20 protein-coding genes are annotated in these 24,197 nt (G+C 57.1%); 15 read left to right on the forward strand and 5 right to left on the reverse strand.

The window, feature by feature from the left end; all coding sequences use genetic code 11:
• Positions 1 to 144 precede the first annotated feature (144 nt).
• The 5 genes from QMK47_RS09155 to QMK47_RS09175 all read right to left on the reverse strand — a co-directional run bounded on the left by QMK47_RS09155 (position 145) and on the right by QMK47_RS09175 (position 5,190).
• On the reverse strand, positions 145 to 1,071 hold the full coding sequence (locus tag QMK47_RS09155) for a GGDEF domain-containing protein (RefSeq protein ID WP_214510773.1): 927 nt from the start codon (positions 1,069 to 1,071) through the stop codon (positions 145 to 147).
• 354 nt (positions 1,072 to 1,425) lie between these two features.
• Complete coding sequence (locus tag QMK47_RS09160) at positions 1,426 to 2,166, reverse strand: YciK family oxidoreductase (RefSeq protein ID WP_258690599.1); 741 nt, start codon at positions 2,164 to 2,166, stop codon at positions 1,426 to 1,428.
• A 256-nt stretch (positions 2,167 to 2,422) separates the two neighbouring features.
• Positions 2,423 to 3,094 (reverse strand): N-acetylmuramic acid 6-phosphate phosphatase MupP, encoded by a 672-nt coding sequence (mupP, locus tag QMK47_RS09165; RefSeq protein ID WP_214510775.1) that lies wholly within the window; start codon positions 3,092 to 3,094, stop codon positions 2,423 to 2,425.
• 4 nt (positions 3,095 to 3,098) lie between these two features.
• The gene (gene ubiG, locus QMK47_RS09170) at positions 3,099 to 3,797 is read right to left on the reverse strand and encodes a bifunctional 2-polyprenyl-6-hydroxyphenol methylase/3-demethylubiquinol 3-O-methyltransferase UbiG (protein WP_014337219.1); all 699 of its coding nucleotides are present in this window, start codon (positions 3,795 to 3,797) and stop codon (positions 3,099 to 3,101) included.
• A 61-nt stretch (positions 3,798 to 3,858) separates the two neighbouring features.
• Positions 3,859 to 5,190, reverse strand: coding sequence for a TRZ/ATZ family hydrolase (locus QMK47_RS09175; RefSeq protein WP_214510776.1), 1,332 nt, complete (start codon positions 5,188 to 5,190; stop codon positions 3,859 to 3,861).
• A 106-nt stretch (positions 5,191 to 5,296) separates the two neighbouring features.
• Between QMK47_RS09175 and mtnA the strand changes: the two genes are divergently transcribed.
• From mtnA to QMK47_RS09250, 15 genes are all read left to right on the forward strand, one after another.
• Positions 5,297 to 6,373: an S-methyl-5-thioribose-1-phosphate isomerase gene (gene mtnA, locus QMK47_RS09180; protein WP_320390066.1), complete on the forward strand. Its 1,077-nt coding sequence runs from the start codon at positions 5,297 to 5,299 to the stop codon at positions 6,371 to 6,373.
• Positions 6,374 to 6,817: 444 nt separating this feature from the next.
• Positions 6,818 to 9,487 carry a DNA gyrase subunit A gene (gyrA, locus tag QMK47_RS09185; protein ID WP_253472505.1) on the forward strand — a complete coding sequence of 890 codons (2,670 nt, stop codon included), beginning with the start codon at positions 6,818 to 6,820 and terminating at the stop codon, positions 9,485 to 9,487.
• 280 nt (positions 9,488 to 9,767) lie between these two features.
• A complete protein-coding gene (serC, locus tag QMK47_RS09190) occupies positions 9,768 to 10,853 on the forward strand; it encodes a 3-phosphoserine/phosphohydroxythreonine transaminase (protein WP_320390067.1) in 1,086 nt (361 codons plus the stop codon).
• Entirely contained in the window at positions 10,853 to 11,947 is a 1,095-nt protein-coding gene (gene pheA, locus QMK47_RS09195; protein ID WP_014337224.1) for a prephenate dehydratase, read from the forward strand. Before serC ends, pheA begins: the two co-directional genes overlap by 1 nt.
• Positions 11,948 to 11,960: 13 nt before the next feature.
• Entirely contained in the window at positions 11,961 to 13,073 is a 1,113-nt protein-coding gene (hisC, locus tag QMK47_RS09200) for a histidinol-phosphate transaminase (RefSeq protein WP_253472508.1), read from the forward strand.
• A 28-nt stretch (positions 13,074 to 13,101) separates the two neighbouring features.
• A complete protein-coding gene (locus tag QMK47_RS09205; protein ID WP_250886190.1) occupies positions 13,102 to 15,309 on the forward strand; it encodes a bifunctional prephenate dehydrogenase/3-phosphoshikimate 1-carboxyvinyltransferase in 2,208 nt (735 codons plus the stop codon).
• Entirely contained in the window at positions 15,306 to 15,995 is a 690-nt protein-coding gene (cmk, locus tag QMK47_RS09210) for a (d)CMP kinase (protein ID WP_014337227.1), read from the forward strand. Before QMK47_RS09205 ends, cmk begins: the two co-directional genes overlap by 4 nt.
• 120 nt (positions 15,996 to 16,115) lie before the next feature.
• A complete protein-coding gene (gene rpsA / locus QMK47_RS09215; RefSeq protein ID WP_014337228.1) occupies positions 16,116 to 17,810 on the forward strand; it encodes a 30S ribosomal protein S1 in 1,695 nt (564 codons plus the stop codon).
• A gap of 227 nt (positions 17,811 to 18,037) precedes the next feature.
• On the forward strand, positions 18,038 to 18,316 hold the full coding sequence (locus tag QMK47_RS09220; RefSeq protein WP_214510781.1) for a hypothetical protein: 279 nt from the start codon (positions 18,038 to 18,040) through the stop codon (positions 18,314 to 18,316).
• 136 nt (positions 18,317 to 18,452) lie between these two features.
• Positions 18,453 to 18,749 carry an integration host factor subunit beta gene (ihfB, locus tag QMK47_RS09225; RefSeq protein WP_003199243.1) on the forward strand — a complete coding sequence of 99 codons (297 nt, stop codon included), beginning with the start codon at positions 18,453 to 18,455 and terminating at the stop codon, positions 18,747 to 18,749.
• Between the two features lie 26 nt (positions 18,750 to 18,775).
• Positions 18,776 to 19,000 (forward strand): LapA family protein, encoded by a 225-nt coding sequence (locus tag QMK47_RS09230; protein WP_253472511.1) that lies wholly within the window; start codon positions 18,776 to 18,778, stop codon positions 18,998 to 19,000.
• Between the two features lie 190 nt (positions 19,001 to 19,190).
• The gene (locus tag QMK47_RS09235; RefSeq protein WP_253472514.1) at positions 19,191 to 20,225 is read left to right on the forward strand and encodes an LPS O-antigen chain length determinant protein WzzB; all 1,035 of its coding nucleotides are present in this window, start codon (positions 19,191 to 19,193) and stop codon (positions 20,223 to 20,225) included.
• Between the two features lie 933 nt (positions 20,226 to 21,158).
• Positions 21,159 to 22,436: a Vi polysaccharide biosynthesis UDP-N-acetylglucosamine C-6 dehydrogenase TviB gene (tviB, locus tag QMK47_RS09240; RefSeq protein WP_253472517.1), complete on the forward strand. Its 1,278-nt coding sequence runs from the start codon at positions 21,159 to 21,161 to the stop codon at positions 22,434 to 22,436.
• Between the two features lie 60 nt (positions 22,437 to 22,496).
• A complete protein-coding gene (locus tag QMK47_RS09245; RefSeq protein ID WP_258690600.1) occupies positions 22,497 to 23,522 on the forward strand; it encodes an NAD-dependent epimerase/dehydratase family protein in 1,026 nt (341 codons plus the stop codon).
• A gap of 17 nt (positions 23,523 to 23,539) precedes the next feature.
• Positions 23,540 to 24,115 (forward strand): acyltransferase, encoded by a 576-nt coding sequence (locus tag QMK47_RS09250; RefSeq protein ID WP_253472523.1) that lies wholly within the window; start codon positions 23,540 to 23,542, stop codon positions 24,113 to 24,115.
• Positions 24,116 to 24,197 lie beyond the last annotated feature (82 nt).

Below are 24,197 nucleotides of genomic sequence, written 5' to 3' on the forward strand. Positions count from 1 at the left end.
TACCGCTACAGATAGCCACAACTTGTGGGAGCGAGCCTGCTCGCGAAGGGGGCTGACAGTCGACGGGGAGGTCGACTGCCAGGCCGCTATCGCGAGCAGGCTCGCTCCCACAAGGATGTGGTGTTCCTACATTCTTTCGTCGTTTCAGCCTGCCATTGCCAGTCGATTACGTCCTTCGCGCTTGGCCACGTACAGTGCGCTGTCAGCCCTGCGCAGCAGGCTTTCCGATGATTCCCCCGGTAGCAGGGTGGCGCAACCCAGGCTGACCGTCAGCTCGATCCTTGTGCTCGCGGCGAAATAATCCTGGGCCTGGGCGGCGTAGCGCAGTCGTTCGCCGACCATGGCCGCAGCATCCCGGCTGGTGTTGGCCAGCAGGATCAGAAACTCCTCACCACCGAACCGGAACACCATGTCCACGTTACGCAGTTGGCCCTTGATCGACTCGGCCACAGCCTTGAGCACTTCGTCACCAACGCCGTGACCATGGCTATCGTTGATGCGCTTGAAATGGTCGATGTCGAGCATCAGCACCGACAAGGGCTGCGAATGACGCTTGGCCATGTCGATTTCACGCATCAGCGTCTGGTCCATGGCAATGCGGTTGCCGGTACCGGTCAGCGGATCGCGCAGGGCGCTCTGGGTGGCGGCGCGATAGAGCAATGCGTTGCGCAGTGGATACAGCAGCGTCGACATAATGGATTCAAGGTCGCTCTGTTCCGCTTCGGTGAAGCGCTGGTTGCGACGGAATACCAATTCACCCAGGTGTTCGCCTTCATGGCTGAGGTTATAGCTGAGGGTGTGATGCCCGCGTTGCCCGAACTCCAGGCGCAAGTCACTGGCCTTGTGCTGATAGGCCAACGCATCCAGGGGCACCAGCCGCTGGATTTCCCGGAAAAACAGGCCGAGGATGCGCTGTGGCTCCAGGCTGGTCTGCAGCTGCTGGCTCAGTTGCTGGCGCATTTGCGAAAGACTGACGGAGCGTGCCGCGAGCGGCGATGGCTGGCCAAGACCCAGACGTTGCAATTTGGCGCTGTCGAAGTCGATCGCGTTGATCTGGGTGGGCGTTTTCATATGGCGTTAGCCCCTAAGCTAAATCTGTCCTGGCAGGTTGGGTGTGGCGGCTTTGGGCTGCGCGTCGTACTGGTCCTTCAGTCCCGTAGGACCATTGAGCTAAGTTTAGTCCGCTTTCCCTGTCAGGCATAAATCTCGTCTCGATGTCCGTTACCCGCCGAACATGGCGTGTTTGAGGATATTTAGAGCGAAAGTCGTGCCATTCGGTTCACTTCAATAAAAACCCTTTATAAATCAATGCATTGTCGGCAGATTGCGACATTTCCAGCGACGTGGGTTTGGCGGTTGGCCTGGTTTGGCATCGAATAGAGCCTGCATCGCGACGGTAAGTCGTCGCGATGCAGGCCGAGGCCATTATTGCGCGTTGAGCGCCTGGCCGTTGACGCCGGAGCTGTCCGGGCCCATCAGGTACAGGTAGACCGGCATGATCTCCTCGGGCGTCGGATTGTTGAGCGGGTTTTCCCCCGGGTAGGCCTGGGCGCGCATGCTGGTGCGGGTGGCGCCGGGGTTGATGCTGTTGGCGCGCACGGCGGCGACGGTGTCGACTTCGTCGGCCAGGGTCTGCATCAGCCCCTCGGTGGCGAACTTGGACACGCCATAGGCGCCCCAGTACGCCCGGCCCTTGCGTCCGACGCTGCTGGAGGTGAACACCACGGACGCATCCTGGGACAGCTTGAGCAGGGGCAGCAAGGTGCTGGTGAGCATGAACATCGCGTTGACGTTGACGTGCATCACCCGCATGAAGTTCTCACCGGACAACTGTTCCAGCGGCGTACGCGGGCCGATGATCGAGGCGTTGTGCAGCAGGCCGTCCAGATGACCGAACTCGGTTTCGATCATCGCCGCCAGTTCATCGTACTGATGAGGCAGCGCGGTTTCGAGGTTGAACGGGATCACCGCTGGCTGCGGATGACCGGCCGCTTCGATTTCATCGTAGACCTGGGTCAGGTTGGCTTCGGTCTTGCCCAGTAGCAGCACGGTGGCGCCATGGGCGGCGTAGGCTTTCGCCGCAGCGGCACCGATACCGCGACCGGCGCCGGTGACCAGAATCACCCGGCCATTGAGCAGGTCGGGTCGGGCGGAATAATCAAACATAAAAGAACCTCAACAAATAAAGCGGCACGGTACTGTGGGTGCAGAGCAATCATGGCCAGTGAGCTTAGTGAGCTTAGTGAGCTTAGTGAGCTTAGTGAGCTTAGTGAGCTTAGTGAGCTAGGTGGGCTCTTGTGGCGAGGGAGCTTGCTCCCGCTGGACCGCGAAGCGGTCCCCAGGCGACGGCTTCGCCGCCGGACGGGAGCAAGCTCCCTCGCCACAAAAGCGACATCACCAAAGCGACATCGGCAGAATCAGCTCAGCAACCGCACAACGCGTTATCCAGCACCTCGCGCAGCGCCGATGGGTGATCGATCACCACATCCGCGCCCCAGTGCCTGGGGTTGTCGTCCGGGTGGATGTAGCCGTAGGTCACCGCGCAGGTCTTGGTGCCAGCGCTGCGACCGGACTCGATGTCCCGCAGGTCATCGCCCACGAACAGCACGCTGGCCGGGTCCAGGTCGAGCATCTTGCACGCCAGGGTCAGCGGTTCCGGGTCTGGCTTGCTGTTTTTCACGTGGTCAGGGCAGATCAGCACTTTCGAGCGTTCGGCCAGGCCCAGTTGCTGCATGATCGGTTCGGCGAAACGCACCGGCTTGTTGGTGACCACGCCCCAGATCAGGTTGGCCGCTTCGATATCGGCCAGCACCTCGGCCATGCCGTCGAACAAGTGGCTGTGGACCGCGCAATCCTTGAGGTAGCGGTCGAGGAACTCCTGGCGCAGTTCCTCGAACCCCGGTGATTCCGGGTCCATGGAAAAGGTCACCGCGACCATCGCCCGGGCACCGCCGGAAATCTCGTCGCGAATGTGCTGGGTGTTCATCGGTGGCAAGCCACGGTCGGCGCGCATGGCCTGGCAGATGGCGATGAAGTCCGGCGCGGTGTCGAGCAGCGTGCCGTCCATGTCGAAGAGAACCGCTTTGAGACGCATCGACTTACTCCTCGCGCAGGGTCTGGATCATGTAGTTGACGTCAACGTCGGCGGCCAGCTTGTAGTGCTTGGTCAGCGGGTTGTAGGTCAGGCCAATGATGTCCTTGACGGTCAGCCCGGCCGCACGGCTCCAGGCGCCCAGTTCGGAAGGGCGGATGAATTTCTTGAAGTCGTGAGTGCCGCGAGGCAGCAGCTTCATGATGTATTCGGCGCCGACGATGGCGAACAGGTAGGCCTTCGGATTGCGGTTGATGGTGGAGAAAAACACCTGGCCGCCCGGCTTGACCATGCGAAAGCACGCGCGGATGACCGAGGACGGGTCCGGCACGTGCTCGAGCATTTCCAGGCAGGTGACCACGTCGAATTGGCCGGGCATTTCTTCGGCCAGGCCCTCGGCGGTGATCTGCCGGTATTCCACGCTGACGCCCGACTCCAGTTGATGCAGTTGTGCAACCGCCAGTGGCGCTTCGCCCATGTCGATGCCCATCACCGTCGCCCCGCGCTGGGCCATGGCTTCGCTGAGGATGCCGCCGCCACAACCGACGTCGAGCACCTTCTTGCCAGCCAGGTTGACCCGTTCGTCAATCCAGTTGACCCGCAGCGGGTTGATATCGTGCAGCGGCTTGAATTCACTTTCACGGTCCCACCAGCGATGAGCCAGGGCTTCGAATTTGGCGATTTCGGCGTGGTCGACGTTGCTCATGTGCAGATCCTCGAAAAGCTTGAAAAATCAGGTGCCCCGAGCCGTGGCTCAAGGGGCGTGGTTATTCGTTGTGGCCGCTGATGCGGCGACCCCAGGCCTGGGCCGTGGCGATCAGTCTTGATTCGTCCATGCGGGTCAGTCGGCCATCTTCCAATAGCGGCTTGCCGCCCACCCACAGGTGTTTTACGCAATCGCGACCGGTGGCATAGATCAACTGCGACACCGGGTCATAGATCGGCTGCTGGGCCAGGCCCGACAGATCGAAGGCCACCAGGTCGGCGGCCTTGCCGACTTCCAGCGAGCCGACTGTCGCTTCGATGCCCAGCGCCCGGGCACCATTGAGCGTGGCCATGCGCAGTGCCCGATGAGCATCCAGGGCCGTGGCGGAACCGGCGACGGCCTTGGCCAGCAGGGCGGCGGTGCGGGTTTCGCCCAGCAAGTCCAGGTCGTTGTTGCTCGCCGCACCGTCGGTGCCGAGGGCGACATTGACGCCGGCCTGCCACAGGCGCTCCACTGGGCAGAAACCGCTGGCCAGCTTCAGGTTCGATTCCGGGCAGTGGATCACGCTGCAATTGCTTTCTACCAGCAAGGCCTGGTCTTCGTCGCTGATTTGAGTCATGTGCACGGCCTGAAAGCGTGGCCCCAGCAGCCCAAGTCGTCCCAGGCGTGCCAGCGGTCGCTCCGCGGTGTTATCCACAGCCTGCTGCACTTCGAAGGCGGTTTCGTGAACATGCATATGAATGGCCGCGTCCAGTTCCTCGGCGATCACGCGGATTTTCTCCAGGTTTTCGTCGCCCACGGTGTAGGGCGCGTGCGGGCCGAATGCGACTTTGATTCTTGGGTGGTGCTTGAGGTCGCCAAACAACTCGATGCCCTGACGAATGGCTTCGTCGGCGCTGGCGGCACCGGGGATAGGGAAATCGAGGATTGGAATCGCGATTTGCGCACGAATACCGCTGTCGTGGACACACTCGCTGGCGATCTTGGGGTAGAAATACATGTCGGAGAAGCAGGTGATGCCGCCCTTGATCTGCTCGGCGATGGCCAGGTCGGTGCCGTCGCGTACGAAATCCTCATCGACCCATTTGGCTTCCGCCGGCCAGATGTGCTGTTCGAGCCAGGTCATCAAGGGCAGGTCGTCGGCCAGGCCGCGGAACAGGGTCATGGCCGCGTGGCCGTGGGCGTTGATCAGGCCGGGGCTGAGCAGCATGCCGGGCAGCTCACGGACCTGGGCGGCGTCACACTTGAGTGCTTCTGCCCGTGGGCCGATGAACACGATGCAGCCGTCCCGGATGCCCAGGCCATGATCCTTGAGCACTACACCGGCGGGTTCGACAGGCACCAACCAGGTCGGCAGCAATAATAAGTCGAGCGCAACGGCAGGCTTGGGCATCGTGGAACGGTTCCATGGGGTATAAAGGATGGCGAAGTATACCCGAGCGTCTTCGCGGAGGGATCGCTATAATCGGCGGCTTTTGTTCTTGAGTACGGGGTGAAGGATGCGCGATCGACTATTGGCTGCGGAGAAGGTGAAGGCCATCGATTGGCGTGATGGCGTCCTGTACCTGTTGGACCTGCGTGTCTTGCCGTTCGAGGAAAACTGGGTCGCCTGCACCTGTGCCGCCGATGTGGCCGAGGCCATTGGCTCGCTGGTGGTGCGCGGCGCGCCGGCCATCGGTATCAGCGCGGCTTATGGTGTCGTGCTGGCGGCGCGGGCCAGGAAGGCCGAGGGCGGTGATTGGCAAGCGGCCCTGGAGGCTGATTTTGCCTTGCTGGCCGAGGCCCGGCCGACAGCGGCGAGCCTCTTCTGGGCGCTGGATCGGATGCGCGACCGGTTAGGGCGCTTGAAAGAGCACGCTGAGCCGCTGGCGGTACTTGAGGCCGAAGCCATCGCGATCCACGAAAGTGACCGCGAAGCCAACCTGACCATGGCCCAGCTCGGTGTCGACCTGATCCGCAAGCACCAGGGCAACGCCCAGGCCATCCTCACCCATGGCAGCACCGGCGCCCTGGCGACCGGCGGCTTCGGCACGGCCTTGGGAGTCATCCGTGGCGCGTATACCGAAGGCATGGTGGAGCGCGTCTATGTCGACGAAACCCGTCCATCGCTGCAAGGCTCGCGCCTGACGGCGTGGGAGCTGGCCCGTGAGAGCATCCCGGTGACTCTCAACGCCGATTCCGCCGCTGCCCACATCATGAAGACGAAAGGTGTGACCTGGGTGATCGTCGGTGCCGACTGCATCACCGCCAATGGTGACGTGGCGAACAAGATCGGTACCTATCAACTGGCGGTCTGTGCCATGCACCATGGCGTGCGTTTCATGGTGGTGGCGCCGAGTTCGACCATCGACATGAGCCTGGCCAGCGGTGAAGACATTCCGGTCGAGGAGCGCGATGGGCGTGAACTGCTGGAAATCGGTGGCAAGAGGCTCGGTGCGGAGGTGGACGCCTTCAACCCGACGTTTGATGTCACTCCGGCGGATTTGATCGATGTCATCGTCACGGAGAAGGGCATCATCGAGCGCCCGGACACCGCCAAGCTGGCGCAGTTGATGTGCCGCAAGCGGTTGCACTGAAGATTTTCAGAGGGTGATCTGCCGCCATCGCGAGCAAGCTCGCTCCCACGCTGGATGAAGGTGTGTCTGAAATTTCGGACATAAGAAATCCCTGTGGGAGCGAGCTTGCTCGCGATAAGGTCCTCAAAAGCAACAAATCCCTTGCATTTTCGCCCTGATTCTCCATCCGCAGCGCTTCTAAGCCCCTCTGGTCCCATATCAGCCTGTCACCGGTCAACTAACTACGCACCATGCGCATCTGGGGGATAGGTGCGTGGCGGCTCTTGTGATAACATCCGGCGGTTTCCAAGGCTGCCTCGCGAGGTGGCCTTTACTGCGCAGATCCATGGCATAACTCGTTGATTTGTCGTAAGTCGCTGCACGGCACTTGTTCTGCAGCGGCGAGCTTCGTTCGTCCCATCTGGATGTGACGAGGTTTCACCAGAAAAAGGAATCAGGCTTCTCATGGGCGAACTGGCCAAAGAAATCCTCCCGGTCAATATCGAAGACGAGCTGAAACAGTCCTACCTCGACTACGCAATGAGCGTAATCGTCGGGCGGGCGCTGCCGGATGCGCGCGATGGCTTGAAGCCCGTGCACCGGCGTGTGCTGTTCGCGATGAGCGAGCTGGGCAACGACTTCAACAAGCCGTACAAGAAATCTGCCCGTGTCGTCGGCGACGTGATCGGTAAGTATCACCCCCACGGCGACACTGCCGTGTACGACACCATCGTTCGTATGGCGCAGCCATTCTCCTTGCGCTACCTGCTGGTAGACGGCCAGGGCAACTTCGGTTCCGTGGACGGCGACAACGCCGCGGCCATGCGATACACCGAAGTGCGCATGACCAAGCTGGCCCACGAACTGCTGGCCGACCTGCACAAGGAAACCGTGGACTGGGTGCCGAACTACGACGGCACCGAAATGATCCCTGCGGTCATGCCGACCCGTATTCCGAACCTGCTCGTCAACGGCTCCAGCGGTATCGCCGTGGGCATGGCGACCAACATCCCGCCGCACAACCTCGGTGAAGTCATCGACGGTTGCCTGGCCCTCATCGACAATCCCGAGCTGACCGTCGATGAGCTGATGCAATACATCCCGGGTCCGGACTTCCCGACCGCTGCGATCATCAACGGTCGCGCCGGCATCATCGAAGCCTACCGCACCGGCCGTGGCCGCATTTACATGCGCGCCCGTTCCACCGTCGAGGACATCGACAAGGTTGGCGGCCGCCAGCAGATCGTCATCACCGAGCTGCCGTACCAGCTGAACAAGGCTCGCCTGATCGAGAAGATCGCTGAGCTGGTGAAAGAGAAGAAACTCGAAGGCATCACCGAGCTGCGTGACGAGTCCGACAAGGACGGCATGCGCGTCGTGATCGAGTTGCGTCGTGGCGAAGTGCCTGAGGTGATCCTCAACAACCTCTACGCCCAGACCCAGCTGCAAAGCGTGTTCGGCATCAACATCGTTGCGCTGATCGACGGTCGTCCGCGGATCCTGAACCTCAAGGACCTGCTGGAAGCTTTCGTACGTCACCGTCGCGAAGTGGTCACTCGCCGCACCGTGTTCGAACTGCGCAAGGCTCGCGAGCGTGGTCACATCCTTGAAGGTCAGGCCGTTGCCCTGTCGAACATCGACCCGGTGATCGCCTTGATCAAGGCCTCGCCAACGCCGTCGGAAGCCAAGGAAGCGCTGATCAGCACCCCTTGGGAGTCCTCCGCGGTGGTGGCGATGGTCGAGCGCGCTGGCGCCGACTCGTGCCGTCCGGAGAACCTCGACCCGCAATACGGCCTGCGCGAAGGCAAGTACTTCCTGTCCCCGGAACAGGCGCAAGCCATCCTGGAGCTGCGCCTGCACCGCCTGACCGGCCTGGAGCACGAGAAGCTGCTGGCCGAGTACCAGGAAATCCTCAACCAGATCGGCGAGCTGATCCGCATCCTCAACAGCGCCACGCGCCTGATGGAAGTGATCCGCGAAGAACTGGAAGTGATTCGCGCCGAGTACGGCGACGTGCGCCGCACCGAGATCCTCGATGCGCGCCTGGACCTGACCCTGGGTGACATGATCCCGGAAGAAGAGCGCGTGGTGACCATTTCCCACGGCGGCTACGCCAAGACCCAGCCGCTGGCCGCCTACCAGGCCCAGCGTCGCGGCGGCAAAGGCAAGTCGGCGACCGGCGTCAAGGACGAGGACTACATCGCTCACCTGCTGGTCGCCAACAGCCACACCACGCTGCTGCTGTTCTCCAGCAAAGGCAAGGTGTACTGGCTCAAGACCTACGAAATTCCGGAAGCGTCCCGTGCCGCACGTGGTCGTCCGCTGGTCAACCTGTTGCCGCTGGACGATGGTGAATACATCACCACCATGCTGCCGGTGGAGGAATACACCGAAGGTCACTACATCTTCATGGCTACCGCCAACGGCACCGTGAAGAAGACCCCGCTGGAATCCTTCAGTCGCCAGCGCAGCGTCGGCCTGATTGCCCTGGAACTGGACGAAGGCGACGTGCTGATTTCCGCCGCCATCACCGACGGCGAACGTGAGGTCATGCTGTTCTCCGACGGTGGCAAGGTCACTCGCTTCAAGGAATCCGACGTACGTGCCATGGGTCGTACCGCCCGCGGTGTGCGCGGCATGCGCCTGCCGGAAGGCCAGAAGCTGATTTCCATGCTGATCCCCGAAGAAGGCAGCCAGATCCTCACCGCTTCGGCGCGTGGTTATGGCAAGCGCACGGCCATCAGCGAGTTCCCTGAGTACAAGCGTGGCGGCCAGGGCGTGATCGCCATGGTCAGCAACGACCGTAACGGTCGTCTGGTTGGTGCTGTCCAGGTGCTCGATGGCGAGGAGATCATGTTGATCTCCGACCAGGGCACCCTGGTGCGTACGCGAGTCGCCGAAGTCTCGAGCCTGGGCCGTAACACCCAGGGCGTGACGCTGATCAAGCTGGCCAGCGACGAAACGCTGGTAGGGCTTGAGCGAGTGCAGGAGCCATCGGAAGTCGAAGGCGAGGAGCTGGAAAGCGAGGAAGGCGAAGGCACGGCATTCGACGGCACCCTGGGTGCCGATGTCGACGACGTGACCGGCGACCAGCCGCTCGACGCTGCCGCAGACGAAGAAGAACCGCAGGACTAAGCGGACACGCGGGGGGCGGATGAAGATTCGCCCCCTTGTTGTTTGTCTCGTTTGAAAATTTGCGACACTGCACATTCCCCTATGGGGTGATGCTGCTTCCCTGAGGTTTCAAGCCTTGAGTGAACGGCCCCCTGTGGGAGCGAGCTTGCTCGCGATGACGGAGTGGCATTCAACATCAATGTTGACTGTTGCGCCGCTATCGCGAGCAAGCTCGCTCCCACAGTTAGTGCGGTGCAGACCCAAAGATTTATGTGACCACCAGATCAGAGCGAGATTGGATGTGAGCAAGAGAGCCTATAACTTCTGTGCCGGCCCGGCGGCGCTTCCTGAGGCGGTCCTGAAGCGCGCCCAGGGTGAACTTCTCGACTGGCACGGCAAGGGCCTGTCGGTCATGGAAATGAGTCATCGCAGCGATGAGTTCGTATCCATTGCCACCAAGGCCGAGCAGGACCTGCGTGATCTGCTGAACATCCCGTCCAATTACAAGGTGCTGTTCCTGCAGGGCGGCGCCAGCCAGCAGTTCGCCCAGATCCCGTTGAACCTGCTGCCGGAAAGTGGCAAGGCCGACTACATCGATACCGGTATCTGGTCGCAGAAAGCCATCGAAGAAGCTTCGCGCTACGGTCACGTCAACGTGGCTGCCACCGCCAAGCCCTACGATTATTTCGCGATTCCCGGCCAGAACGAATGGAACCTGTCCAAGGACGCGGCCTACGTTCACTACGCGCCGAACGAAACCATCGGTGGCCTGGAATTCAACTGGATCCCGGAAACCGGCGACGTGCCATTGGTGGCCGACATGTCTTCGGACATTCTCTCGCGCCCTGTGGATATCTCCCGTTTCGGCATGATCTACGCCGGTGCCCAGAAAAACATCGGCCCAAGCGGCATCCTGGTCAGCATCATTCGTGAAGACCTGCTGGGGCGTGCCCGTTCCCTGTGCCCGACCATGCTCAACTACAAGGTCGCGGCCGACAACGGCTCGATGTACAACACCCCGCCGACCCTGGCCTGGTACCTCTCCGGCCTGGTGTTCGAATGGCTGAAAGAGCAGGGCGGTGTCGAAGCCATTGGCAAGCTCAACGAAGTGAAGCAGCGCACGCTGTATGACTTCATCGACGCCAGCGGCCTCTACAGCAACCCGATCAACAAGACCGACCGTTCGTGGATGAACGTGCCGTTCCGCCTGGCCGACGACCGTCTGGACAAGTCGTTCCTGGCCGGTGCCGACGAACGTGGCCTGCTGAACCTCAAGGGCCACCGTTCGGTCGGTGGCATGCGTGCCTCCATCTACAACGCCGTCGACATCAACGCCGTCAATGCGTTGATCGCCTACATGGCAGAGTTCGAGAAGGAACATGGCTGATGTCTGAGCAAGAACTCAAGGCGCTGCGCCTGCGCATCGATGCCCTGGACGAAAAGGTCCTGGAGCTGATCAGCGAGCGTGCGCGCTGCGCCCAGGAAGTCGCCCGGGTGAAGATGGCCTCCCTGGCCGAAGGCGAAGTGCCGGTGTTCTATCGTCCTGAGCGTGAAGCTCAGGTGCTCAAGCGTGTCATGGAGCGCAACAAGGGGCCGCTGGGCAACGAAGAGATGGCGCGCTTGTTCCGCGAAATCATGTCGTCGTGCCTGGCGCTCGAGCAGCCGCTGAAAATCGCCTACCTGGGCCCGGAAGGGACCTTCACCCAGGCAGCGGCCATGAAGCACTTCGGTCACGCCGTGATCAGCAAGCCGATGGCGGCCATCGACGAAGTCTTCCGTGAAGTCGCCGCCGGCGCGGTGAATTTTGGCGTGGTGCCGGTGGAAAACTCCACCGAAGGCGCGGTCAACCACACGCTGGACAGCTTCCTCGAGCATGACATGGTGATCTGCGGCGAAGTCGAGCTGCGTATCCACCATCACCTGCTGGTCGGCGAAAACACCAAGACCGACAGCATCAGCCGGATCTATTCCCACGCCCAGTCGTTGGCCCAGTGCCGCAAGTGGCTGGACGCCCATTACCCGAATGTCGAGCGCGTGGCGGTATCGAGCAACGCCGAAGCGGCCAAGCGGGTCAAGGGTGAGTGGAACTCGGCGGCGATTGCTGGCGATATGGCGGCCGGCCTCTACGGGCTGACTCGCCTGGCCGAGAAAATCGAGGATCGTCCGGACAACTCCACGCGGTTCCTGATGATCGGTAGCCAGGAAGTGCCGCCGACCGGCGACGACAAGACGTCGATCATCGTCTCCATGAGCAACAAGCCCGGTGCGCTCCATGAACTGCTGGTACCGTTCCACGACAACGGTATCGACCTGACGCGGATCGAGACCCGTCCGTCGCGCAGCGGTAAATGGACCTACGTGTTCTTCATCGATTTTGTCGGCCACCACCGCGATCCGCTGGTAAAAGGTGTGCTGGAAAAAATCAGTCAGGAAGCAGTGGCACTCAAGGTGCTGGGTTCCTACCCCAAGGCAGTTCTTTAAGGGCGGATAGCAAATGAGTGGCAACTTCCTCGCTCTGGCTCAGCCAGGCGTGCAACAACTCTCGCCTTACGTTCCGGGCAAGCCCGTGGACGAACTGGCCCGCGAGCTGGACCTGGATCCGGCCAGCATCGTCAAGTTGGCGAGCAACGAAAACCCGTTGGGTGCGAGCCCCAAGGCGCTGGCGGCGATCCGCGACGAGCTGGCCGAGCTGACCCGTTACCCCGATGGCAATGGGTTTGCACTGAAAAGCCTGCTGGCCGAGCGCTGTGGCGTCGAGCTCAACCAAGTGACGCTGGGCAATGGCTCCAACGACATTCTTGAGTTGGTGGCGCGCGCGTACCTGGCACCGGGTCTCAACGCCGTGTTCAGCGAGCACGCGTTTGCGGTCTATCCGATCGCGACCCAGGCCGTCGGCGCCGATGCCCACGTGGTTCCGGCCAAGAACTGGGGGCACGATCTGCCGGCCATGCTGGCTGCCATCGACGCCAACACCCGCGTGGTTTTCATCGCCAACCCGAACAACCCGACTGGTACCTGGTTCGACGCCCAGGCCCTGGACGACTTCCTGCAAGACGTGCCCGCGCACGTGCTCGTGGTGTTGGACGAGGCCTACATCGAATACGCCGAAGGCAGCGATTTGCCCGATGGCCTGGATTTCCTCGCGGCCTACCCGAACCTGCTGGTTTCGCGCACGTTCTCGAAAGCCTACGGCCTGGCCTCGCTGCGGGTTGGCTACGGCCTGTCCACCGCCGTGGTGGCCGATGTGCTGAACCGCGTGCGCCAGCCATTCAACGTCAACAGCTTCGCCCTGGCAGCCGCCTGCGCCGCATTGCAGGATGAGGCCTACCTGGCTGAAAGCCGTCGCCTGAACGCGGCCGGCATGCAGCAGTTGGAAGCGGGGTTTCGTGAGCTGGGCTTGAGCTGGATTCCATCCAAAGGCAACTTCATCTGCGTCGACCTGGGGTGTGTCGCCGCGCCGGTGTACCAGGGGCTGCTGCGCGAAGGCGTGATCGTGCGTCCGGTGGCCAACTACGGCATGCCGAACCACCTGCGCATCACCATCGGCCTGCCAGCGGAAAACAACCGTTTCCTTGAGGCGTTGAGCAAGGTTCTGGCTCGTGGTTGATGTCACTTCGCTGCAACCTGCTGCCCCTATGATCGGTCGCCTGGTGGTGGTCGGCCTGGGGTTGATTGGCGGTTCGTTTGCCAAGGGCTTGCGTGAAAGCGGTCTGTGCCGCGAGGTGGTCGGTGTCGACCTGGATCCGCAGTCGCGCAAGCTGGCCGTGGAGCTGGGAGTGGTTGATCGTTGCGAGGATGACCTGGCGATCGCTTGCCAGGGCGCGGACGTGATCCAGTTGGCGGTACCGATCCTGGCGATGGAAAAACTGCTGGCGCGTCTGGCGACCATGAACCTGGGGCAAGCGATCCTGACCGACGTCGGCAGCGCCAAGGGCAACGTCGTACGTGCGGCCACCGAGGCCTTCGGCGGGATGCCGGCGCGTTTCGTGCCCGGCCATCCGATTGCCGGTTCCGAGCAGAGCGGGGTGGAAGCCTCCAACGCCGAACTGTTTCGTCGCCACAAAGTGATCCTCACGCCGCTGGACCAGACGGATCCAGCCGCGCTGGCGGTGGTGGACCGTTTGTGGCGCGAACTGGGCGCCGATGTCGAGCACATGCAGGTCGAGCGTCACGATGAAGTGTTGGCGGCCACCAGCCACTTGCCGCACCTGTTGGCGTTCGGCCTGGTGGATTCATTGGCCAAACGCAATGAAAATCTTGAGATCTTCCGTTACGCTGCCGGCGGTTTCCGCGATTTCACGAGAATCGCTGGAAGCGACCCGGTTATGTGGCACGACATCTTCCTCGCCAACCGCGAAGCTGTCTTGCGCACACTCGATACATTTCGCAGCGACCTCGACGCCTTGCGCGACGCGGTCGATGCAGGGGACGGGCACCAATTGCTGGGCGTTTTCACACGCGCCAGGGTGGCCCGCGAGCATTTCAGTAAAATCCTGGCCCGTCGGGCCTATGTGGACGCTATGAACTCCAACGATCTGATTTTCCTGGCACAACCTGGTGGCTCCCTTAGCGGGCGTATTCGTGTACCGGGCGATAAATCGATTTCCCACCGTTCGATCATGCTCGGCTCCCTGGCCGACGGCGTGACCGAGGTGGAAGGCTTCCTCGAGGGCGAAGACGCCCTGGCGACGCTGCAAGCGTTTCGCGACATGGGAGTGGTCATCGAAGGTCCGCACCATGGTCGCGTGACCATCCATGGTGTCGGCCTGCACGGCCTCAAGCCTGCCCCGGGGCCAATCTACCTGGGTAACTCCGGAACCTCGATGCGCCTGTTGTCCGGCCTGCTGGCCGCGCAGGACTTCGACAGCACCCTGACCGGTGATGCCTCGCTGTCCAAGCGCCCGATGAATCGCGTCGCCAACCCGTTGCGGGAAATGGGCGCGGTCATCGAGACTGCCGCCGACGGTCGTCCGCCGATGATCATCCGCGGTGGCAACAAGCTCAAGGGCCTGACCTACACCATGCCGATGGCCAGCGCCCAGGTGAAATCTTGCCTGCTGCTGGCGGGTCTCTACGCCGAAGGCAAGACCACCGTCACCGAACCGGCCCCGACCCGCGACCATACCGAGCGCATGCTGCGCGGCTTCGGCTACCCGGTCACGGTCGATGGCGCCACGGCGTCCGTCGAGTCTGGCAGCAAGCTGACCGCGACTCACATCGAAGTGCCGGGCGACATCTCGTCGTCGGCATTTTTCCTGGTGGCCGCCTCGATCGCCGAAGGCTCCGACCTGGTGCTCGAGCACGTCGGCATCAACCCGACGCGTACCGGCGTGATCGACATCCTGCGCCTGATGGGGGCTGACATCACTCTGGAAAACCAGCGTGAAGTCGGCGGCGAGCCCGTGGCGGACCTGCGCGTACGAGCAGCTAAACTCAAGGGTATCGAGATTCCGGAGGCGCTGGTTCCGCTGGCCATCGATGAGTTCCCAGTGCTGTTCGTGGCGGCCGCCTGTGCAGAAGGGCGCACCGTATTGACGGGCGCCGAAGAGCTGCGGGTCAAGGAATCGGATCGCATCCAGGTGATGGCTGATGGCTTGCTCGCCCTTGGCGTCAAGTGCCAGCCAACGCCGGACGGCATCATCATCGACGGCGGCCAGATCGGCGGCGGCGAAGTCCATGGTCACGGTGACCATCGTATCGCCATGGCCTTCAGTGTTGCGTCTTTGCGCGCCAGCGCGCCGATTCGCATCCATGATTGCGCCAACGTCGCGACGTCGTTCCCGAACTTCCTGGCGCTGTGCGCACAGGTCGGTATCCGAGTGGCACAAGAGGCGCAGTCGTGAATATCAAGGCACCGGTCATCACCATCGATGGTCCGAGCGGTTCGGGCAAGGGTACCGTCGCCGGGATCCTGGCCAGGCAGCTGGGCTGGAACCTGCTTGATTCGGGTGCCTTGTATCGTCTATTGGCGTTCGCTGCCGCGAACCATGGCGTCGACCTGACCAACGAAGAGTTGCTCAAGGCACTGGCCGCTCATCTGGACGTGCAATTCATTGCCGCGACCGACGGTCAGCTCCAGCGCATCATTCTGGAAGGCGATGAGGTCAGTGACGTCATTCGTACCGAAAGCGTGGGCGCCGGGGCCTCCCAGGTCGCCGCGCTGCCGGCGGTGCGCGAAGCCTTGCTGCAGCGCCAGCGCGCATTCCAGGAGCCGCCGGGGTTGGTGGCGGACGGTCGCGACATGGGTACGGTGGTTTTCCCTGATGCGCCGCTGAAGATTTTCCTCACCGCCAGTGCGGAGGAGAGGGCGCGTCGCCGATATTTGCAGTTGAAGGGCAAAGGCGAGGATGTTAGTCTGTCGAGTCTGCTAGATGAGATCCGTGCACGCGATGAGCGTGACACCCAGCGCGCAGTAGCCCCGCTCAAGCCGGCGGCCGACGCGATACAGCTGGATTCCACGGAGTTGTCCATCGATCAGGTGCTGCAACGCATCATGAGCGAGATCGCCATTCGCGATATCGCCGGGTGACCAGGAAGCTTCGCAGGGGACCAGTCATAGTCCTGCGATGCTTCTTTTATATGAAACTAACCCACATCGTCTGGGATGTGGAGGCGGGCGTATTCTTCGCCCTAATCAACAGGAATTAAAATGAGCGAAAGCTTTGCGGAACTCTTTGAAGAAAGCCTGAAAACCCTGAACCTTCAGGCAGGCTCCATCATCACCGGTGTTATCGTTGATATCGATTACCAAGCTCGCTGGGTAACCGTTCACGCTGGTCTGAAGTCTGAAGCACTCATCCCGCTTGAGCAGTTCTACAACGACGCTGGCGAACTGAACATCAACGTCGGTGACGAAGTTCACGTTGCGCTGGACTCGGTTGAAGATGGCTTTGGTGAAACCAAGCTGTCCCGTGAAAAAGCCAAGCGCGCTGAATGCTGGATCGTTCTGGAAGCGGCTTTCGCAGCTGAGGAAGTGGTCAAGGGCGTTATCAACGGTAAGGTTAAAGGCGGCTTCACTGTCGACGTTAACGGCATCCGTGCGTTCCTGCCAGGTTCCCTGGTTGACGTCCGTCCAGTGCGCGATACCACGCACCTGGAAGGCAAAGAGCTGGAATTCAAGGTCATCAAGCTGGACCAGAAGCGCAACAACGTTGTCGTTTCCCGTCGCAGTGTCCTGGAAGCCGAGAACTCCGCCGAGCGTGAAGCTCTGCTGGAATCGCTGCAGGAAGGCCAACAGGTCAAAGGTATTGTCAAGAACCTCACCGATTACGGCGCATTCGTCGATCTGGGTGGCGTCGATGGCCTGCTGCACATCACCGACATGGCCTGGAAGCGTATCAAGCATCCTTCGGAAATCGTCAACGTTGGCGACGAGATCGATGTCAAGGTTCTGAAGTACGATCGCGAGCGCAATCGTGTTTCCCTGGGCCTGAAGCAACTGGGTGAAGATCCATGGGTCGCTATCAAAGCCCGTTACCCAGAAAGCACCCGCGTCACCGCTCGTGTTACCAATCTCACCGACTACGGCTGCTTCGCTGAGCTGGAAGAAGGCGTTGAAGGCCTGGTACACGTTTCCGAAATGGACTGGACCAACAAGAACATCCACCCTTCGAAAGTCGTACAAGTCGGCGACGAAGTGGAAGTCATGGTTCTGGACATCGACGAAGAGCGTCGTCGTATCTCCCTCGGCATCAAGCAGTGCAAGTCCAACCCATGGGAAGACTTCTCTGGCCAGTTCAACAAGGGCGATAAAATCTCCGGCACCATCAAGTCGATCACCGATTTCGGTATCTTCATTGGTCTGGACGGCGGCATCGACGGTCTGGTTCACCTGTCCGACATCTCTTGGAACGAAGTGGGCGAAGAAGCCGTACGTCGTTTCAAGAAGGGCGACGAGCTGGACACCGTTATCCTGTCGGTTGACCCAGAGCGCGAACGCATCTCCCTGGGCATCAAGCAACTGGAAAGCGATCCGTTCTCCGAGTACGTTCAAGAGAACGACAAAGGCGCAATCGTTAAGGGCATCGTGAAAGAAGTTGACGCCAAAGGCGCCATCATCACTCTGGCCGACGATATCGAAGCGACTCTGAAAGCCTCCGAAATCAGCCGTGACCGCGTTGAAGACGCGCGCAACGTTCTGAAAGAAGGCGAAGAAGTAGAAGCCAAGATCATCAGCGTTGACCGCAAGAGCCGCGTAATCCAGCTCTCCATCAAGTCGAAAGACGACGCTGAAGAGAAAGAAGCAATCCAGAGCCTGCGCGACAAGCCAGCTACCTCTGACATTGCTGCTGGTCCTACCACTCTGGGCGACCTGTTGCGTGCACAAATGGAAAAACAGAACTGAGTTCTGTCAGACCATAGAAAAAGGGCGACTTCGGTCGCCCTTTTTTGTGCCTGCGAAATTTCGAGATTCTCTGCCCGAGCCGTGCTGATGACGGTGTTCATTCGGGGCGCTGCGAAACCAACTCATCACCCCAGCTGTCTCTTTTATGAAGCGGATCAATAATCTATTCGGGGCGTGGCTCCGACTTGTATAAAAGATCGATCCGGATTTCTGTCTAAAGGAACTGAATGAACAAGCTCTTTCTGGTGTTGAGTGTCTTGGTGCTGGCAGCTTGCTCTACAAGCGCCAAGACCCACGCAGTGCGTGGTGTCAGTGGTATCGAGGTCGACTGCTCGGGATTGGGTTCCGGCTGGGAGAAGTGCCATAAGAGAGCTGCAAGGGAGTGTAAAGGGGCTGGCTACAAGGTGATTACCCGATCCGACGACGCGAAGGACGAAGATTGGTACCCCTTTGGTTTCAATCCGGCTGGCTACGTGACTCGAACGATGCTGGTCATCTGTCGATAGTATCTCCCTGCTTGCGCGGAAAGATGGAGTAGGGGAGTCAAGAAGAATGTCAATACTTGGGCTGTTCAAATCCCTCCGGTCATGCTAAAACCTTTTCAAGCGATTTTCCTAGCTGCTTGAAAAAGAAGGGAAAAATATGACGAAGTCGGAGTTGATCGAACGAATTGTCACCCATCAAGGGCTGCTCTCATCCAAGGATGTGGAGCTGGCCATCAAGACCATGCTTGAACAGATGTCCCAGTGCCTGGCGACTGGAGATCGCATCGAGATCCGCGGTTTCGGCAGCTTTTCCCTGCATTACCGCGCTCCGCGGGTTGGGCGCAACCCCAAAACGGGTCAGTCCGTCAGCCTTGATGGAAAGTTCGTCCCTCATTTCAAGCCAGGCAAAGAGCTTAGGGATCGTGTGAATGAGGAGGAGGGGGATGAGCTCTGACGGAGGTTTGAAAAGAAGGGGTATCTATGCGAAACTTTAAGCGCTTTGCGCTTGTCATACTAGCGCTGCTTTTGGTCTCTGCTATCGTACTGTTCGTGCTTGAAAATAATCAGCCAGTCTCACTGTCGTTTCTGGGATGGTTAGTGCCGCAGCTTCCGGTTTCGATTTGCGTGCTGCTGGCGCTTCTCGTTGGTATGGTAGTAGGCCCTTTGCTTGCATGGCTGGTGGGGACGCGTCGACGGTTGAAATAATGGATGTGTGAGCCCAGTAGTCTTGGTGTAAGGATCGCTACCGATAATTTTTCTGACTTTGGGTGTGTTTTGCTTGTAATTAATCTCTCTTTGTTTGCCGCTTTTTCCAGCGGAACACTGCTCGTCGTGCCTTTTAATGCGCTCGGTGTGCCTGTAAGTGGCGTCTTAAAAAATGGAAGAGAGGCCGTACATGCAGAATAATCGTGTTGAAGAGCGTGGCGCCGATGAAATAGATCTCATTGAACTTGTGCGTGGGCTTTGGGCTGAGAAATGGTTGATAGTAGGTATCACTCTCTTAGTTACGGTAGGCGCAGCGGCTTACGCATTTCTTAGTAAGCCGGTATATGAAGCCGAGCTTTTTATCATGCCTCCTACTCAAAACGGCATTGCCGAGTTGAATTACGGGCGAGGAAAAAGTACCGAGCTGGATACCTATTCCATCAAGCATGTTTATGATGTTTTTGCTCGAAATCTCCAGGGTGAGTCTCTTCGGCAGGCTTTCTTTAATGAAATATATCTACCTTCGCTTGAGGAGTCGCAGCGCAGGGGAGCGCTTGACCGCTTATATGAGCGCTTTTCTCGGGAACTGGTAATCAAAGGGCCTGGCAAGAGTACTCCGGATCGTTTCTCGGTGGCTGTTCAAGGCAGCGATCCCATACGCGCAACTGAATGGGCCAAAGCCTACGTCGCGCGCGCCAGCGAGGCTGCTGAGTCAGAACTAATCAAGAACGTGACGACTGAAGCGTCTGTGAAGGCGCGTAATCTCGAGCAGCGTATTATTAGTTTGCGTGAGGCTGCACAGCGGATCCGTGAGGATCGAATTCAGCAGCTGCGTGAGGCGCTGAAGATCGCTGAGTCAATTGGTCTAACGACGTCGACTATAAACTCTTCTGCTGCGGTCGATATAACGGTAGATGCCGGCAATAAGATGGATTACCAGCGAGGCAGTAAAGCGCTAGCAGCTGAGATCAAAGCGCTGGAATCAAGGACATCGGATGACGCATTTATATCAGATTTGCGATCGTTGCAGATGCGTTATAATTTTTATCGTAAATTAAATATAGACCCTGAGCGTATTTCTGTTTATCGGCAGGACGGTAATGTTGAAGTTCCCGCAAGTCCGATAAAACCACGCAAAGCTTTAATTCTGATTATTGGTTTTGCCGCTGGTCTAGTGCTTGGTGGTTTTCTTGCATTGATCCGGATGTTTTTTAAACGGCTGTAAGTAAAGCAGCTGGTTCGATTTGATTTCATCTTTTGGAAGGGTGCTTTAAATGCCTATCCTCCAAAAGGTTTTTGAAGGGTTGGTTCGAATATCGTAAGGCGGCCGTCTCCTTAGGACCTAAGGCAGTCGGAAAGGGCGAGCTTTGGGGCTTCATCGTGAGCCCTATTTTTGCAGGTGGCCGATGCCCCGCCTATGCATTGCGTAGGCTGGTTATTCGCTTCGCGAATCCCGAAATTCTGAAGGCCAAATGCTGAAATATCCCCTCTGCCAGCAGACAGGCATCCCGCCGCGTTCCCAGCGCGCAGGGCCAATTTAAATCCCAGGTGTGCGGCAGGCCAAAAGCATTCTTGATCTTTGCAATTGCGACTACGGATTTTCTTCTGATAGTCGTATAATCTGTGCGTCTAATTCGTTGTTTTTCATTTGCTGCTCTGAGTAATCCGAGAGATTTGCCTATTCTCAGGCCCCAGATGAGGGGGCTCGTGGGCGGAGCGGGAAAGAATTAATGTTTCAGGTACTGATCATGAGTATTGGTAAGACGACTATTGAATCTAATCCTTTTTGGCAGAAAGGTCGATGCCTGGTGCGATGCGGGTCCATACGAAAAAAATCGATAGGTCGGATTCTACCAGCGCAGTTCTCTTTAGGGTGGCGCGTTCTTCCCTTGTATAAAGAAAATGCGAAAGGGGAGGCTCAATCCTTCCAAGTCTTGCTATTCAAGGACCTCTCCAACAATTTTTTTGCTGATGTAGAGCGGCATTGGTTAAGTTCTGCTCTCAGGATAGATAATACAATAAGCTCTTTCGCCGGTTTTCTACTATCAGCTAGCTCCAGAGTACAAGAGGTAACTGACGCTCGTCGGACGGTATTTTCAAATGCGCGTTTGTTGCTTTTAAATAAAACTTATTAATTTATTGAACTGGGTTTTTAATTATGCATGAATTGAAGAATATCAAACTTGCCGTCATCGGTCTTGGTTATGTAGGGCTACCTTTAGCTGTTGAGTTCGCTAAGCACCGTTCGGTAGTTGGATTTGATATTAATCAGCCTCGTATAGATGCTCTAAAATCTGGGTGCGATGTTACACTTGAAGTAAGTGCTGTAGAGTTAAAAGAAGCCAAATACATCAGTTATAGCTGCTCTTTGGATGACCTTGCTCAATGTAATACCTTTATCGTTACCGTGCCAACACCTATCGATAAATACAATCAGCCAGATCTTATGCCGCTGATTAAAGCATCCGAAACTATAGGTAAAGTTCTTAAGAAGGACGATATCGTTATTTATGAGTCGACTGTCTATCCAGGCGCTACCGAGGAAGAGTGTGTTCCAGTATTGGAACGAATTTCCGGTTTGACCTATAATGTTGACTTTTTTGTGGGATACAGCCCTGAGCGTATCAATCCGGGGGACAAGGAACACCGTGTTACCACGATAAAAAAAGTGACTTCAGGTTCTACTCCCGAAACCGCGGATCTCATCGATGATTTGTATAATCAAATTATCATCGCGGGAACTCATAAAGCCAGCAGTATTAAAGTAGCCGAAGCGGCAAAGGTTATTGAGAATACTCAACGTGATCTTAATATTGCTTTGATTAATGAACTGGCGATTATTTTCAATAAAATGGGAATTGATACGGAAGCCGTATTACAGGCTGCGGGTACTAAATGGAATTTCCTGCCGTTTCGACCAGGCTTGGTAGGTGGGCATTGCATCGGTGTTGATCCATATTATTTGACTCATAAAGCCCAAGCTATTGGTTACCACCCTGAAATTATTCTTGCGGGACGGCGCCTAAATGACAGCATGGGCGCCTATGTCGTTTCTCAGCTTGTTAAAGCCATGCTAAAGCGCCGCATTCATGTTGATGGGGCCCGCGTTTTAATTATGGGGCTAGCATTCAAGGAGAACTGTCCCGATCTTCGTAACACTCGTATTGTAGATATTGTTAATGAACTGGCTGAATATAACATTGATGTCGATGTCTATGATCCATGGGTAAGCGTTGCGGAGTCTGAACATGAGTACGGCATTACGCCAATAGCTGAACCGCAAGCCGGCTTTTATGACGGGATTGTTCTTGCCGTGGCACATAATGAATTTCGAGAGCTTGGCGCTGAAAGTATTCGAGGATTTGGTCGGTCCAAGCATGTATTGTATGATTTGAAGTATTTATTGACGGCTGACGAGTCCGATATTCGATTGTAATAAAATACGACATGGACAACGTCGCTTTAGATTTATGGTAACTAAAAACCTGGAATTTTTATGACTCGCTACGAAACCCTTTTTGAAACACTCCCATTATCCCCGAAAAAATGGTTGATTAGTGGCGTGGCGGGGTTCATTGGATCAAACTTACTTGAAACTCTGCTCAAGCTTGATCAATATGTTATCGGTTTGGATAATTTCTCAACCGGACATAAGCACAATCTTGAAGAGGTCAGGAAAGAAGTAACTGCGGAACAATGGCGACGTTTCGAGTTTATTGAGGGAGATATACGCAATTTAGAAGTTTGTGAGCAGGCTTGTTCTTCTGTTGATTATGTGCTGCATCAAGCCGCTCTTGGATCCGTCCCGCGATCATTAAACGATCCGATAACAACCAACTCTACCAATATAGACGGTTTTTTGAATATGTTGGTGGCGGCCAGAAATGCAGCGGTAAAAAGTTTTACCTATGCTGCAAGTAGCTCGACTTACGGTGATCATCCTGGTTTGCCTAAAGTTGAAGATGTTATCGGTAAGCCATTATCGCCCTATGCAGTAACAAAATATGTAAATGAATTATATGCAGAAGTTTTTGCTCGCTGCTATGGATTCAATACTATTGGTTTACGCTACTTTAATGTATTTGGAAAACGTCAAGATCCAGAGGGCGCTTACGCTGCGGTGATCCCCAAATGGACTTCGTCTATGATCAAGGATGAAAGTGTATTTATTAATGGTGATGGCCAAACCAGCCGTGATTTTTGCTTTATAGAAAATACCGTGCAAGCTAATCTTCTAGCTGCTACAACCACCGACAAAAACGCTCTAAATCAAGTTTATAATGTTGCGGTAAGCGGTCGCACTGATTTAAATATGTTGTTTTCTATTTTGAAGAATGAATTGCTAAAAAACAATATTCCTTACAAAAAAGAAGTGGTCTATCGTGATTTCCGTGAAGGGGATGTAAGACACTCCCAGGCCGATATAAGTAAGATACAAAGTTTATTGGGGTACGATCCACAATTTAATATTGAGCAAGGCATCAAGCGCGCGATGCCTTGGTATGTTGATTTTCTTAACTGATTTGCGGGAGATGTAGGATGGCTTATTTGAATTCTACCGAGCTTAAGGCGCTAGGCCTCAAAAAGGTCGGCGAGGGCGTAAAAATAAGCGATAAGGCTTGCATCTATAATGCAGAAAATATCGAAATAGGAGATTACTCTCGTATAGATGATTTTTGCATAATATCCGGCAATGTTAAGATTGGGAAATATAATCACATTACTCCGATGTGCCTAGTAGCTGGAGGAATCCCTGGGATCGTATTGGAGGACTTTTGTACGCTGGCATATGGAGTGAAAGTATTTGCTCAATCAGATGATTATAGTGGTGAAACACTTACAAATTCTTTAATACCTAAGCAGTTCAAAAAGGAAAAGTTTGCTGCTGTAGTGTTAGAGAAACATGTGATTGTCGGTGCAAATTCTACAATTTTTCCCGGAGTCACTATTCAGGAGGGATGCTCGGTAGGTGCTATGACTTTGGTTACCAAGGATACCGGGTCGTGGGGCATCTATTTGGGGATCCCCGCGAGACGCATTCGGGATAGGAAAAAAGATTTATTGGCGCTGGAGAGTAAGTTTTTGGCCTACGCTTCCCAGCTAAAAAGTGAGTAGATCGATTATCAGATCGTTGGTTTTTGGCTTCTGGGCATTTTAAGTAGTTTTAACTCATGTCCTTATAGCGCTCCATAACTGA

The organism is Pseudomonas sp. P9_35 (assembly GCF_034008205.1).
In the GTDB taxonomy this organism is placed as follows: domain Bacteria; phylum Pseudomonadota; class Gammaproteobacteria; order Pseudomonadales; family Pseudomonadaceae; genus Aquipseudomonas; species Aquipseudomonas kilonensis.

Bases quoted from the DNA above. Each gene is read 5' to 3' on its own strand.
- QMK47_RS09155 (WP_214510773.1), bottom strand. From the start codon at position 1,071: ATGAAAACGCCCACCCAGATCAACGCGATCGACTTCGACAGCGCCAAA.
- QMK47_RS09160 (WP_258690599.1), bottom strand. From the start codon at position 2,166: ATGTTTGATTATTCCGCCCGACCCGACCTGCTCAATGGCCGGGTGATT.
- mupP (WP_214510775.1), bottom strand. From the start codon at position 3,094: ATGCGTCTCAAAGCGGTTCTCTTCGACATGGACGGCACGCTGCTCGAC.
- ubiG (WP_014337219.1), bottom strand. From the start codon at position 3,797: ATGAGCAACGTCGACCACGCCGAAATCGCCAAATTCGAAGCCCTGGCT.
- QMK47_RS09175 (WP_214510776.1), bottom strand. From the start codon at position 5,190: ATGCCCAAGCCTGCCGTTGCGCTCGACTTATTATTGCTGCCGACCTGG.
- mtnA (WP_320390066.1), top strand. From the start codon at position 5,297: ATGCGCGATCGACTATTGGCTGCGGAGAAGGTGAAGGCCATCGATTGG.
- gyrA (WP_253472505.1), top strand. From the start codon at position 6,818: ATGGGCGAACTGGCCAAAGAAATCCTCCCGGTCAATATCGAAGACGAG.
- pheA (WP_014337224.1), top strand. From the start codon at position 10,853: ATGTCTGAGCAAGAACTCAAGGCGCTGCGCCTGCGCATCGATGCCCTG.
- hisC (WP_253472508.1), top strand. From the start codon at position 11,961: ATGAGTGGCAACTTCCTCGCTCTGGCTCAGCCAGGCGTGCAACAACTC.
- QMK47_RS09205 (WP_250886190.1), top strand. From the start codon at position 13,102: ATGATCGGTCGCCTGGTGGTGGTCGGCCTGGGGTTGATTGGCGGTTCG.
- rpsA (WP_014337228.1), top strand. From the start codon at position 16,116: ATGAGCGAAAGCTTTGCGGAACTCTTTGAAGAAAGCCTGAAAACCCTG.
- QMK47_RS09220 (WP_214510781.1), top strand. From the start codon at position 18,038: ATGAACAAGCTCTTTCTGGTGTTGAGTGTCTTGGTGCTGGCAGCTTGC.
- ihfB (WP_003199243.1), top strand. From the start codon at position 18,453: ATGACGAAGTCGGAGTTGATCGAACGAATTGTCACCCATCAAGGGCTG.
- QMK47_RS09230 (WP_253472511.1), top strand. From the start codon at position 18,776: ATGCGAAACTTTAAGCGCTTTGCGCTTGTCATACTAGCGCTGCTTTTG.
- QMK47_RS09235 (WP_253472514.1), top strand. From the start codon at position 19,191: ATGCAGAATAATCGTGTTGAAGAGCGTGGCGCCGATGAAATAGATCTC.
- tviB (WP_253472517.1), top strand. From the start codon at position 21,159: ATGCATGAATTGAAGAATATCAAACTTGCCGTCATCGGTCTTGGTTAT.
- QMK47_RS09245 (WP_258690600.1), top strand. From the start codon at position 22,497: ATGACTCGCTACGAAACCCTTTTTGAAACACTCCCATTATCCCCGAAA.
- QMK47_RS09250 (WP_253472523.1), top strand. From the start codon at position 23,540: ATGGCTTATTTGAATTCTACCGAGCTTAAGGCGCTAGGCCTCAAAAAG.